The 12,220-nt window shown below is 38.9% G+C and carries 13 protein-coding genes and 3 tRNA genes; 2 read left to right on the top strand and 14 right to left on the bottom strand.

What is annotated here, in order from left to right:
* Window positions 1–134: 134 nt before the first annotated feature.
* The 3 genes from ACXYMX_RS04875 to ACXYMX_RS04865 all read right to left on the bottom strand — a co-directional run bounded on the left by ACXYMX_RS04875 (window position 135) and on the right by ACXYMX_RS04865 (window position 594).
* Window positions 135–206: transfer RNA gene (locus ACXYMX_RS04875), tRNA-Glu, on the bottom strand.
* Window positions 207–440: 234 nt separating this feature from the next.
* Window positions 441–516, bottom strand: a tRNA-Thr gene (locus tag ACXYMX_RS04870).
* Window positions 517–519: 3 nt separating this feature from the next.
* A tRNA-Asn gene (locus ACXYMX_RS04865) sits at window positions 520–594 on the bottom strand.
* Window positions 595–846: 252 nt separating this feature from the next.
* Between ACXYMX_RS04865 and ACXYMX_RS04860 the strand changes: the two genes are divergently transcribed.
* Window positions 847–1,509: a hypothetical protein gene (locus ACXYMX_RS04860; RefSeq protein ID WP_459043109.1), complete on the top strand. Its 663-nt coding sequence runs from the start codon at window positions 847–849 to the stop codon at window positions 1,507–1,509.
* A gap of 43 nt (window positions 1,510–1,552) precedes the next feature.
* Here ACXYMX_RS04860 and ACXYMX_RS04855 read toward each other — a convergent pair whose 3' ends face one another.
* Window positions 1,553–2,236, bottom strand: coding sequence for a KinB-signaling pathway activation protein (locus ACXYMX_RS04855; RefSeq protein ID WP_459043108.1), 684 nt, complete (start codon window positions 2,234–2,236; stop codon window positions 1,553–1,555).
* Between the two features lie 149 nt (window positions 2,237–2,385).
* Between ACXYMX_RS04855 and gerD the strand changes: the two genes are divergently transcribed.
* Entirely contained in the window at window positions 2,386–2,973 is a 588-nt protein-coding gene (gene gerD, locus ACXYMX_RS04850; protein ID WP_459043107.1) for a spore germination lipoprotein GerD, read from the top strand.
* Between the two features lie 24 nt (window positions 2,974–2,997).
* On the opposite strand, the gene ACXYMX_RS04845 is transcribed toward gerD, so the two are convergent.
* The 10 genes from ACXYMX_RS04845 to truA all read right to left on the bottom strand — a co-directional run bounded on the left by ACXYMX_RS04845 (window position 2,998) and on the right by truA (window position 12,219).
* On the bottom strand, window positions 2,998–4,056 hold the full coding sequence (locus ACXYMX_RS04845) for an Mrp/NBP35 family ATP-binding protein (protein WP_459043106.1): 1,059 nt from the start codon (window positions 4,054–4,056) through the stop codon (window positions 2,998–3,000).
* Between the two features lie 83 nt (window positions 4,057–4,139).
* A complete protein-coding gene (locus ACXYMX_RS04840; protein WP_459043105.1) occupies window positions 4,140–4,850 on the bottom strand; it encodes an N-acetylmuramoyl-L-alanine amidase in 711 nt (236 codons plus the stop codon).
* 113 nt (window positions 4,851–4,963) lie between these two features.
* Window positions 4,964–5,260: a rhodanese-like domain-containing protein gene (locus tag ACXYMX_RS04835; RefSeq protein WP_459043104.1), complete on the bottom strand. Its 297-nt coding sequence runs from the start codon at window positions 5,258–5,260 to the stop codon at window positions 4,964–4,966.
* Window positions 5,261–5,321: 61 nt separating this feature from the next.
* The gene (locus ACXYMX_RS04830) at window positions 5,322–6,029 is read right to left on the bottom strand and encodes a YetF domain-containing protein (protein ID WP_459043171.1); all 708 of its coding nucleotides are present in this window, start codon (window positions 6,027–6,029) and stop codon (window positions 5,322–5,324) included.
* 175 nt (window positions 6,030–6,204) lie between these two features.
* Complete coding sequence (locus ACXYMX_RS04825) at window positions 6,205–7,404, bottom strand: M20 metallopeptidase family protein (RefSeq protein WP_459043103.1); 1,200 nt, start codon at window positions 7,402–7,404, stop codon at window positions 6,205–6,207.
* A gap of 335 nt (window positions 7,405–7,739) precedes the next feature.
* A complete protein-coding gene (locus ACXYMX_RS04820) occupies window positions 7,740–9,005 on the bottom strand; it encodes a DNA cytosine methyltransferase (RefSeq protein WP_459043102.1) in 1,266 nt (421 codons plus the stop codon).
* A 544-nt stretch (window positions 9,006–9,549) separates the two neighbouring features.
* Window positions 9,550–10,194: a peroxiredoxin-like family protein gene (locus tag ACXYMX_RS04815; protein ID WP_459043101.1), complete on the bottom strand. Its 645-nt coding sequence runs from the start codon at window positions 10,192–10,194 to the stop codon at window positions 9,550–9,552.
* 262 nt (window positions 10,195–10,456) lie between these two features.
* Complete coding sequence (gene rpsI / locus ACXYMX_RS04810; protein ID WP_459043100.1) at window positions 10,457–10,849, bottom strand: 30S ribosomal protein S9; 393 nt, start codon at window positions 10,847–10,849, stop codon at window positions 10,457–10,459.
* 19 nt (window positions 10,850–10,868) lie between these two features.
* A complete protein-coding gene (rplM, locus tag ACXYMX_RS04805; protein ID WP_459043099.1) occupies window positions 10,869–11,306 on the bottom strand; it encodes a 50S ribosomal protein L13 in 438 nt (145 codons plus the stop codon).
* 172 nt (window positions 11,307–11,478) lie between these two features.
* On the bottom strand, window positions 11,479–12,219 hold the full coding sequence (gene truA / locus ACXYMX_RS04800) for a tRNA pseudouridine(38-40) synthase TruA (RefSeq protein WP_459043098.1): 741 nt from the start codon (window positions 12,217–12,219) through the stop codon (window positions 11,479–11,481).
* Window position 12,220: the final 1 nt, after the last annotated feature.

The raw sequence follows: 12,220 nt of genomic DNA, 5'->3' as shown, positions 1-12,220 counted from the left end.
ATGATTAAATAAAAGCTTTCCGGCAACCCGATTTCCGATTAATGCCTCGGAAATTGCCTCAGTGTCAAAACAAAGTTTTGACAAGTGCTTCTATGGAAAGTATTTTAAACGCTTTGCGTTTAAGATACTTTAAATGACCCCTACGGGATTCGAACCCGTGATACCGCCGTGAAAGGGCGGTGTCTTAACCGCTTGACCAAGGGGCCTTGGTTAAAATTGTGATGAGCGGCGCATTACTGCGTCAGCTTCATTCGTTTTGTCGGTCACGTACTTTTGGGTACGCTCCCTTCTTCACTCAATTGCTTCCTTGTTCTACTTGCTCCTCCCAATTTTAACTAGAGAGGTGATGAGCGGCGCATTACTGCGTCAGCTTCAATCGTTCTATCGGTCACGTACTTTTGGGTACGCTCCCTACTTAATTCTACCTGTTAGGTACTTTCTGGAGCTTCCAGCCGGAATCGAACCGACGACCTCCTCCTTACCATGGAGGCACTCTACCTACTGAGCTATGGAAGCATATGGCTCCGCAGGTAGGATTCGAACCTACGACCGATCGGTTAACAGCCGATTGCTCTACCACTGAGCTACTGCGGAATAATAAAATAAACGGAATATGCTATTCACAACATTATTTATTATAACAACAATAAATAATTTATCAACCTAAACTTCATTTCCTGACAGCGACTTTTCAAGGATAACATATTCTTTGCATAACGGTCAAGCCCCTTTCATAAAATCAATTATGAACGAATGGCTTTCAACTAGTTTTTTTGAATTTTACCTATGCAAATGACACTCGTCTGATTAAGTTAAAGATAATCTGTGGCAAAAGGGAGACAACAAATGCCAAAAAAAATATTTATTATTGCTTTAATGTGCTTCGGGTTAATCGTGTTATTTCCACCACTCTCTCAAAACGATTCGTTCATTCCTACTTTTCGGGTTTCTGAGAATCCCGTTGCTATTACACGGGGATCTAACGGCTCCGCCTTAACCATCAACATTGCCTTTGGAGACAAAGAAATTGCAAATTGGATTGATGAGCTTCAAAAACCATATCCGTTTTTATTCATTGATATGGATTGGGCGAGTCGTTTCCCTAAAACCATTCAACTTATTAACGAGAAAAATATTCCAACCGGCCTTCTTGGAAATGATGGCTCAGCTTATGAACAAGATGCAACATTACTTCTTAAGCAGCTTGATCAATACGAAAAACACTTCGGTATGAAGCCACTTTGGTTTCGGACCGCTGACGAAGACTTTCCTGTCTTTTTACGAAATCTACTTGTTGAAGTTCAGGTCAACGCACTTGGATCTTCTTTGCAATGGAACGGTGGGGATATTCCATCTTCGTCTGAAGGTGAAATCATTTCAATTCCTCACTATCAAGGAAATCATATTTCTTTATTGGAATTAAGGAGACTTTTTGACAGTCGGGAATTTCAATCCGTGGAAGATGTCATTTTCGGAATATCCGTTAAAACAAAGAAAACTCCGCACTAATTAAAAACAGGGCATACCACAGAAAGTGTGGCATGCCCTGTTTTTATTTTGTTGGCTTAGCTGACTTCTTTACTTTCTGTGTTGCTTTTCGACGCGCTTCTAATCTCGCTTTATCTTTATCCGACATTGTATTGTACTTAGGAAGTGCAAGTATCTGATATGAATTCACTGCAAGCAATGGGAAAAGAAGGATAGTTACCCATTCATCAATATTTCCTGAACGGACCATAAGCGCCGGTAACCACTCAAGTGTAGTAACAACAATCATGAAAAAGAATGCAGATATCAGCGTGTGTTTCTTCGTCCATTTAGCTTTTAGATACGCCGTTACTCCGGCAGTTATTATTAGTGACGCAAGAAGTCCTAAGTATAGTAATGATCGTCCTGTATCTTCGGATGTAAGTCGAAACCTGAAGAAAATCAAATCAAATAAAACGACCATAATAATGAGTAATTGAACCCAATTCCACAATGTAAGCGTCTTGAAAATATTTACTCCAAATTGGTGCACTGTCAAATATGCGAAAAAACCCATTTGAGCCACGACACTCATAGTAAATCCCAGACCTACCATAAACATAAGTGCTCTTACAAATTCCCACCATTCGCCAGCTTCCAAATATCCTGAAAAGAAGTCCCAGCGAACAATTAACCCCAAAACCGCTGTGACGAATCCTCCAATTAGTAATGCCTTAAAGAAAAATTTAACCCAATTTCGAATTGTCACTACAATAATCCTCCGTCTTCAATTAATTCTATTCTCAACAGTGTACCAACGTTTAATAAAAAAATCTATTTCCTTTGTTTGTTTAATGCATATATTACGCTAGGTTGTGAACAATAAATGAAAACATGGATTGAAGGGAATGAAATCCCATGAAGAATAAAATATCTTATATAGTAATGGTCGTTCTTTTAATGGCTGGATGTGGGGTGCAACAAAGCAGTCCATCCTACGATGAAATGAAAAAAATGATGACGGATGCGCTTCAAACAGAAGATGGTAAGAAAGCAATTCGGCAAATGTTAACCGATCCCGAGTTTAAAGAACTCGTTATTTTGGAGCTTCCGGAAGTTAAGAAGTCAATCGAAGAAACAATGCTTTCTAAAGAAGGCGAGGATTTTTGGAAGAAGACATTTGAAGATCCAAAGTTCACAGAAACCATTGCAAAGAGCATGAAAGAACAGCAACAAGATGTTATGAAGGAGCTGATAAAGGATGCTTCCTTTCAAAAAGAATTGGAGGACTTCTTTGGTCAACCTGACATGCAAAAACAAATGGAAACAGTCATGAAATCTTCAAATATGAAAGAGCATTTCGAAAAAGTTATCGAAGAAACAATTAACAGCCCCTTACTTCAGACGAAGTGGCAAGAGCTTATCCTTAAAGCAGGAGGTTCCTCTGAAAGTGGTAAAAAAGAAGATAAGAAGGAAGAAGACAAAAAAAGCGAGGAAGGCTCATAAACCGCCCTCCTCGCTTCACATGTATTATTTCTTAGTTTTCTTTACAATTCCTTTTGCAATATCGGTATAGATTTGTCCAATCGGATGATCTTCCGCATATACAGAAGGTGCAAAGTCCTCTTCATCCCAATCCGGTTGACCAAGTGGAATTTGTCCTAATAAATCTGTTCGAAGCTCTTCAGCAAGTCGAACGCCGCCCCCTTGACCGAATACAAACTCACGTTTTTTCGTCTCTTTTGATTCGAACCAAGACATATTTTCAATTACACCAAGCAATGTATGCTCTGTTTGCAAAGCCATTGCTCCGGCACGGGCAGCAACAAATGCAGCCGTCGGATGTGGTGTTGTAATAATGATTTCTTTAGATGCAGGAATCATTTGATGGATGTCTAAAGCAATATCGCCTGTTCCAGGAGGTAAATCGAGCAGTAAATAATCTAAATCTCCCCAGTCAACATCACGGAAGAACTGGTCAAGTGCTTTTCCTAGCATAGGGCCACGCCATACGACGGGTGCATTATCCTCAACGAAAAAGCCCATTGAAATAACTTTGACACCTAGGCGTTCTACAGGAATAATCCGATTGTCTTTGACAACAGGCAACTCAGTAACACCCATCATATCGGGAACACTGAAACCATATATATCTGCATCAATTAAGCCCACTTTTTTTCCTAGACGCGCTAGAGCAACAGCTAAGTTGACAGACACAGTAGACTTTCCTACGCCACCTTTACCCGAAGCAATTGAAATAAATTCAACTTGACTTAGGGGTGATAAAATATCCTGCGCTTCCGATGCCGTCACACTTCCGCGAAACTGTGCAAGCACCTCTTTAGGTAATTCCTCAAAACGAATCCCTACCGAATCTGCACCGACACCTTTTATTACTTCAACCACTTTCATCTGAAATGGAAGTTGCTCTGCAGTATTGATTTTAGCAAGAGCAAGCTTCACACTTACATGTTTCTTTTCTTCTTTAATGGATACTTCGGTAATGCCACTTGTTTCCGCTAGTGTTTTATGTAAAAACGGATCTTTTAGTTGGCCTACCACTTCACGAATCGTTTGTTCATTTAGCAAAGTAAACACTCCTCGAAGGATTAGTCATATACATCCCAAGTATAGCACAGTGTCTCATCGCTAGAGGTTGTATTTGTTCCTTCTCACTCTTCCTCTTGCATGAAAGCAATAACCCCTTGCATGATTGCGTCCGCTAACTTATCTTGGTACTTCGGATCGGTCAATAGAGCCCGTTCTTCATTGTTGGATAGAAAACCTGTTTCTACAAGAACTGCTGGCATTGGGGCCTTTTTCAAGAGATAAACACCTTTAATTTTCATTGCAACACGATCGGTGTTCTTTAAATTCTCAACAAATGCTTCTTGAATTGCCTCCGCTAATTTTTCACCACCTGGATGACCGCCTTCATGATAAAACACTTGCGCCCCTCTCCATCTTTCTTCAGGAATTGAGTTGACATGGACACTTATAAACACGTCTGGCTTTTCATTGATGGCTATATCTTCGCGTAATTTTAGATCTGCTAACTTTCTTGAACGTGTTGTAGGAAACTTTTCACTAGGAGCATGTTCAGCAAGAGCATCTCCTTTTTCCTTGCGCGTCATAACAACTAGAGCACCTTTCTTTTCAAGTCGTTGCGACAACTTGTGACCAATACTTAGTGTGATGTCTCGTTCCACAATATCACCCGAGGATGCACCACCATCAAGCCCACCATGTCCAGGGTCAATTAGAACCTTCACCCCTGCAAGTTCTTCTGGCATGATAAACTTTTTCTCCGAAGCATTTACACCATAAATGACGATTCCAAGCGAACATACTAAAATAACCCCAATTACTATCCATCGCCTCAACTAGACACCGCCTTTTTCTTCCACTATACGCAGATGCTATGAAAGATATGTCCAAGGTGTTTAGTTCTTTTGAAATGAAAAAAGGAACCTACTAAGGCTCCTTCAACTAGATCTTATTCAGTTGCACCTTCCCATTCAAGCATTCCACCAACCATATTGGTAGCGTCATATCCTTCTTCAGTTAGGAAGTCCGTTGCGCGTCCGCTACGGCCACCTGAACGACAGATAATGATGTAAGGCTTGGATTTATCTAACTCATTCACACGAGCCTCTACTTCACCTAGAGGAATGTGGATTGCACTCGGAATAATTCCTTCTGCAACTTCATCCGCTTCTCGCACATCAATCAGGTTCAGCTGTTGCCCACTTTTTAGTAATTCCTGTAGTTCTGATGTCGTTATTTCTTTCATAAAAAATCCCCCTTTGTTTGCATATAGTTGTATCATATCGGATTTTTCACGAAATGGAAAATCAATCGTCCTCCCTTTTTAAATCTGTAAACAAAGAACCATCCGTTTGAATTTGAGCGAAAAATACCTGTTCAACAGAATCAATTCCTTTTTTACGCAACTTCTTTAGCACCCACTCTTCTGTTAATTTCAGCTCAATTAAATTCTTATAAACAATTTTACCATCTGAAATAATTTCGGTAGGTATATATTCAGGCAGAGTTACAGGTGCTTGGACATCTTGTTTCGTTGCTTCTTGTTGTGCCGTTTTCTTCATCACACTCAATTCACCGTTTGTTTCCATTACTGCATAATGAACATCTTGAATGGAGAATATTGATTGTTCCCGTAACATCATCATTAGATCATCTAAATGTAAACGTAGTGATTTCATCTTTTTTTCCATAAGAACACCATCTCTTATTACAATAGAGGGCTCATCGTCTACAAGGACACGAAACCTAGGCGATTTCATTGAAAGATAACTCATTAGTAATGTCAGTATTGCCCACCAAGTTAAAGCAATCAGTCCATCCATGAATGGGACATCTGTTTGTCCCGCCATTTCCGCGGCAATCGAACCAAAAGCAATCCCTGTTATATAATGAAAGAATGTTAATTGACTTAATTGTTTCTTCCCTAAAATCCTTGCCAATATTAAAAGTGCAGCAAATGCGATTGTCGTTCTTAAAATCATTTCCCAAAAATTAAAATCCATCAATTCATCTATTCCCACTGTGCATATCCCCTTTACAAAAAGGTCTTTTGATATGCTATTGTTTCCTATTCTCTATTCACTTATTCTTTTTCCCTAAGATATATCAAAGACTCAGATTCGTTTCATTTAACAAATAAAAAAGCGGAATCTCCTGTGTTATAAGGGATTCTCGCTTTAATCTACTTTTTTATGATTCCTGAGATTTGTTAATATAATCAAAAGCAAATTGCGCTAACATCGCTGCTCCATAAGGCAGTGCATCTTCATCGAGATCAAAACTTGGATGATGGTTTGGGTAAACACAATCTTTCTCTTCATTATAAATGCCTAAACGGAAAAAGATTCCTGGAACTTTTTCTGCAAAATAAGCGAAATCTTCGCCTCCCATACTCGGCTTTACTATTGAAAGTTTATTTTTGCCCATTATCTTGTCTGAGGTTTCTTCCAATAAAGGAATTAACCTATTATCGTTTCTCACCGATGGATAACCTTCTTCGTAAGTAAACTTATAGGTCGCACCCATTCCTTCACATACACCCTTGACATATTGTTCCATCCGAGCAGCTATCACTTTTCTTAATTTCGGGTCCAGTAATCGAACAGTACCTTCCATTTTAACCTTTGGGGCTATAACATTACTTTTGAACCCGCCTTGAATCGTACCTATCGTCACAACTGCTGGTTCAAGTGGATCAATAGACCGGCTAACAATTTGTTGCAATGACGAGATCACTTCAGCTGCAACTGCGATGGAATCTATCGAATTATGTGGGTGAGCAGCATGTCCGCCTTTACCAATCACTTCAATCTCAAACGTATCCGCACAAGCCATCGCAATATCTTTTGCTACGGTTAGGTAGCCCGTACTTGCCGTAGGATGAACGTGTAGGGCTGCAATCACATCTACTTGTGGATTCTCCAATACACCTTCATTCACCATGTGTAGTGCGCCTGCAGGACCTTCTTCAGCCGGTTGAAAAATAAGTTTTATATTGCCATGAGTCGGTCGATGTTTACTAATAATGTGTGCGACTCCTATAAGAATCGCAGTGTGTGCATCGTGTCCACATAGGTGTGCTACGTTAGGCACCTTTGAAGCATATGCTACTGTTTTATCGTCCTGTATAGGTAAAGCATCCATATCTCCACGTAATGCAACAGTCGGACCAGGATTCGCTCCTCGTAGAAGAGCAACAATTCCTGTTTTAGCTACAGGAGATTGGATTTCGAAACCTAAATCTTTCAGTTTATCTAAAACAAATTTTGATGTTTCATATTCCTCAAAAGATAATTCTGGATTCATATGTAAATGTCGTCGCCATTCAATAATATCGCCTTTTAAATTAAGTGCCTCGTCCAGTACAGTTGAGTCCAAAACGTTCTCCATTGATCATTACCTCTTTCTTAAGTAAAAATTTTATCCAGTTGATACGCAAATTAGCAACCTGTTTTCCATTACAAGATCTTTTATAATCAATCATTAATATGTAAATGTATAAAGTATATTTTAATATTCCCTTTATTAGGATATATACAACCATTATAACACTAAGGATTTTGTGTTCTAGCACTATTCGAATAATTCCTATTTAAATGGTTCACTGTCGCAATAAAACCCATAAAACCCTTTTCCGAACCAACCGGGGAAAAGGGTTTTAACTTTTGTAAATTTAACGCTTAGAGAATTTGGGAGCTCTATGCTCGCTTTTAAAACCGCATAAACTAAGAATTTACTGGTTCCAATCTTTCACTCGTAGCACCTTTTTCAAGCATAGGCTTGATTGTTTCAGCAATTCTTTGAGCTAACAATACTGGTACTGCATTCCCGATTTGAGTATACATTCTATGTAAACTCCCTTCAAAAATAAAGTCATCAGGAAAGCTTTGAAGTATCGCTGTTTCTCGAACTGTTAGTCTTCTGTCTTTATTAACATGTATCTCTGGGCTTGTGGCAGTTATCGTATCGCTTGGTGTATCCCAATTGGTAATTCTCAATGACTGTTCAAAGGTAATGTCTTTTTCAATCATTGTGGTAACTTCTTTATCGTATTTGTCATCAAACTTCAATAACTTTTTTAATTCCCACCAATCATGGGGCTTTGGAATACTTCCAGAATTATTGTCTTTTCTGAACCAATGACCTGCAGTATGTCTATATCCAAAGTGTTTATCAATCTTATTTGTAGTCCATTCAGAACGATTTCTCCACTCTTTTAAATAATCACAGATATCAGCTTGGTTCACTTCGTATTTTCTCCCCCAAAATGTATCCGCAACGTTTGTTGATGCAATATGATTATATAGCGTTTTATCTCCGATCTTTATTGGATCAAAACTTATAGGTATATCCGCTAAATGACCAATTGCTTCCTGAGTTGTAATTGCAGGTAGTAATTGTTCTTCAGTAAAGTTTTCAACATCAAAGAAAGTTTGCTGTCTTTTTGTTGTTAGATAATGTGTAGGTAAGGGGAATTTGTTTTCTTGTCCGATGCGATTTCCAAGAATAATAACCCTCTCCCGTGCTTGAGGTACTCCATATTCTGCCGCATTAAGTAATTTAGCATCTACTTTGTATCCAATTTCCTCAAAATCTTTTTTAATCAATTCCAAAACTTTCCCTTTTCCAAGCGACATTATTCCCTTTACATTTTCAGCAACAAAAAACTTGGGTTGTTTATCTTTAACAATTCGTAACATCTCTAAGTACAAAAAGTTTCGTTTATCTTCTTCATTTCTTTTACTATTAGCAATCGAGAAGCCTTGGCAAGGAAATCCGCCAATGATTACGTCCGCTCCATCGGGTATATCTTTACTGTCGACTTGTGTAAGGTCTGCTAACTCTATTTCTGGTCCTATATTCTTCTTGTATGTGTTTACAGCTTCTATAAAAATATCCGAGGCCCAAATAACTTCAAAGCCCGCATTAATAAAACCAAGGTCCATTCCGCCTGCTCCAGAAAACAAAGATACTACTTTAGGTTTGTTCATTCATCTTCACCCTTTCAATCTGCTACAATTATAACAAGAAATAACCTTTTTTGCAAATTTAGCATCACTTTTATTTGTCAGGAAGGAACTTTCAGTGACTTTAGATGAATTTAAATGTTATTTTCATCTAAAATGGCATGAGAAAGCCTTTAATAGAGATTTTAATAACCAACTTAATATTTTAGGGCAGCGTCAAGGAATGCCGCCTTGTATAGTATACACAAAACTTCATCTCAAGACGTTTTCATTTACCTTGTCAATAATTGGATTGAAAAAACATTGAGGATACGTAGAGGTAGTTAACTGTCAGGAAAAATCAAAGGAGTTATTTTTCGATAAAACGACTATGAAAAAGGGTAGAACGAGGGAGAACATTCCTTTTTATTCTACAATAAAAAACATGAAATATACTTACATAATTAATATAAGTATATTTCATCATGCCTAGCACCTTCATAATCTTAAACGAGGATTTAGGCTTAAAATATTCTATAGTCAATTTCTAGTGTCGAAAAAGAATAACTAACAATTTTTATGTTTTGCGTTAACTATTTTTTACGATTTCAATTACTTTGGATGGTTCAACACGTTTTGTGTAGTCAGAATCGACTTCCGCAAATACGATTTTTCCCGACTGATCGATTACAAATGTAGCGGGCTTGGGAAGTTCCCAATCATTATTTCCATTATGAGCGGGAACGTTTAATTTAGACTCCTTATATATTTCAATTAAGAAGTCCGGCATTTTAAATACCAAATCAAACTTTTCAGCAACTTTATTACTTTCATCACTGAGAACTATGAACTCAAGTTCATTTTTTTCCTTTGTGGATAAGGATGCATCTGGGGTCTCTGGACTGATCGCTATTAATGTTGCACCAGCCTCTTTGATGACATCTAATTCCCTTTGATAGGCTTTTAATTCAAGATTGCAATAAGGACACCAGCCACCTCGATAAAATACCAGGATTATTGGTCCTTTTGAAAGTTCTTCAGTAATAGAAACTAATTTCCCTGTTACGTCAGGAAGTTTAAAGTTCGGTGCCTGGTCTCCTTTTTTCAGTCCAAGTGCAATTCCAGACTCTTCTAATTCCTTTGTGGCTTGCGCCATCAACTTCTGTTTTTCCTCCGGAGCCCTTTGCTTAAATCCTTCTTTGTAAGCTGTAAGTTCTTCAAGTAATTTAGACATACGTTTTTGTCCCTCCACTATTATTATTTACATGCGTGTTTTTATATCTCACAGAATAGTGAACTACTAGTCAGTACAAAAAAGCGTATCATATTAACTGAACATTCAAAAGAGATGACGACTTACACCAACAAGGATTTCTCTGAACTTGTTCCGAATTCAAATTGCAGTGTACATTCTGTCCTTAGTAATACGTTAAGAAAAACGAAAAAAGCCCTTCCTGGAGTTTTCCGAGAAGGGCTTTAAAAACTTAATTGTATTATTAACGCTTAGAGAATTGAGGAGCTTTACGTGCGCCTTTAAGACCGTATTTTTTACGTTCTTTCATGCGTGCATCACGAGTTAGTAGTCCTGCTGCTTTAAGTGTTGGACGGAAATCTGGATCTACGTTCAATAGTGCACGAGCAACTCCGTGACGGATTGCGCCTGCTTGTCCTGTGTATCCGCCGCCATGGACGTTTACAAGGATATCGTAGCTTCCTAGAGTTTCTGTTGCAACAAGTGGTTGCTTAATTACTTCACGAAGTGTTTCAAATGGTACGTAGTCCTCTACATCACGATCGTTAACGACAATTTTGCCGTTACCAGGAACGAGACGTACACGAGCTACTGAGCTTTTACGACGGCCAGTGCCGAGATATTGTACTTGTGCCAAAGGTGTTTCCTCCTCTTAATTATCCGCGAAGTTCAAATACTTCCGGTTTCTGTGCTGCGTGCGGATGTTCTGCTCCCGCATATACGTTTAGCTTTTTGAACGTTTGACGACCTAAAGGACCTTTTGGAAGCATTCCTTTAACCGCAAGTTCAAGCATTTTTGTTGAGTAATTTGTACGCATTTCAAGAGCCGTACGTTGTTTTAGATTACCAGTATACCCTGAGTGACGGTAGTAAATTTTGTCTTTCAATTTGTTTCCTGTTAATACGATTTTCTCAGCGTTGATGATGATAACATGATCACCTGTGTCAACGTTTGGTGTGAAAGTCGGTTTATGTTTACCGCGTAACAGCTGTGCAACTTCCGAAGCAAGACGACCAAGCGTCTGTCCTTCAGCGTCGACAACGAACCATTTACGCTCTACTTCGTGGCCTTTAGCCATGAATGTTGTACGCATGTTAGTGTCCTCCTAAATAAATAAAAATCTGTTCCGTTTTCTCTATCCCTAAACACAAATAACCTTCCGGGGCTTTATTGTGGGGTTTTAGAAATACCATTTATCATCATATAACGAATTCATCAATATGTCAAGCGTTTTTCAAAGAACACGTGGAAAAGTTGTCATAGTATTAGTAATCCACTTTTTCCAAGTATAAACCGTGTGCTGGCGCTGTTTTCCCTGCGGCTTTCCGATCTTTTAATGCCAAGATTCGACCGACGTCTGCTGGAGTGTCCCAACCTTTTCCTACCGCTAGCAACATTCCTGCAATTGTTCGAACCATATTATATAAAAATCCGTCGCCTTCAATTGTCATAATTAAAAAATCGCCCTGTTCTTCGAGAGTTAGTAAATTTACAGTACGTACTTTATTCGAAGTGGCTGTTTTAGATGAACAAAAACTCGTAAAGTCATGAGTTCCGATTATAAATGGACAGGCTTCTTTCATTTGTTCCACATCCAACTTCCAGCGACCCAAGTGTACGGATAAATTCCTCTCAAAGGGACTATGGACTTCACTTGAAGACCATTTATACACATATGTTTTTCGAACAGCTGAATAGCGAGCATGGAAGCTTTCATCCACGTATTCCACACCGACTACTCGGACGTCAGTCGGCAACAAGACATTCAAAGCCATCTGCCATCGATCTAACGGTAAGTTGAGTGGTGTGTCGAAGTGTATGACCTGTCCATTCGCATGCACTCCTGCGTCGGTTCTACCGCTCGCTACAGAGTGGATCTGCTTGTCCTTATGGATTTTAACCAGTGCCTTGTCCATCTCTGATTGGACAGTTCGTAATCCAGGTTGGGATTGATAGCCTGCAAAATGGGTACCTTCATAAGCTATAACAGCTTTTACCCGATTCATT

This window comes from Sporosarcina sp. CAU 1771 (assembly GCF_054482775.1).
This window is presented reverse-complemented; position numbering and strand designations above follow the sequence as displayed.

Bases quoted from the DNA above. Each gene is read 5' to 3' on its own strand.
- truA (WP_459043098.1), bottom strand. From the start codon at position 12,219: ATGAATCGGGTAAAAGCTGTTATAGCTTATGAAGGTACCCATTTTGCA.
- ACXYMX_RS04825 (WP_459043103.1), bottom strand. From the start codon at position 7,404: ATGGAGAACGTTTTGGACTCAACTGTACTGGACGAGGCACTTAATTTA.
- ACXYMX_RS04860 (WP_459043109.1), top strand. From the start codon at position 847: ATGCCAAAAAAAATATTTATTATTGCTTTAATGTGCTTCGGGTTAATC.
- ACXYMX_RS04835 (WP_459043104.1), bottom strand. From the start codon at position 5,260: ATGAAAGAAATAACGACATCAGAACTACAGGAATTACTAAAAAGTGGG.
- ACXYMX_RS04820 (WP_459043102.1), bottom strand. From the start codon at position 9,005: ATGAACAAACCTAAAGTAGTATCTTTGTTTTCTGGAGCAGGCGGAATG.
- ACXYMX_RS04815 (WP_459043101.1), bottom strand. From the start codon at position 10,194: ATGTCTAAATTACTTGAAGAACTTACAGCTTACAAAGAAGGATTTAAG.
- gerD (WP_459043107.1), top strand. From the start codon at position 2,386: ATGAAGAATAAAATATCTTATATAGTAATGGTCGTTCTTTTAATGGCT.
- rplM (WP_459043099.1), bottom strand. From the start codon at position 11,306: ATGCGTACAACATTCATGGCTAAAGGCCACGAAGTAGAGCGTAAATGG.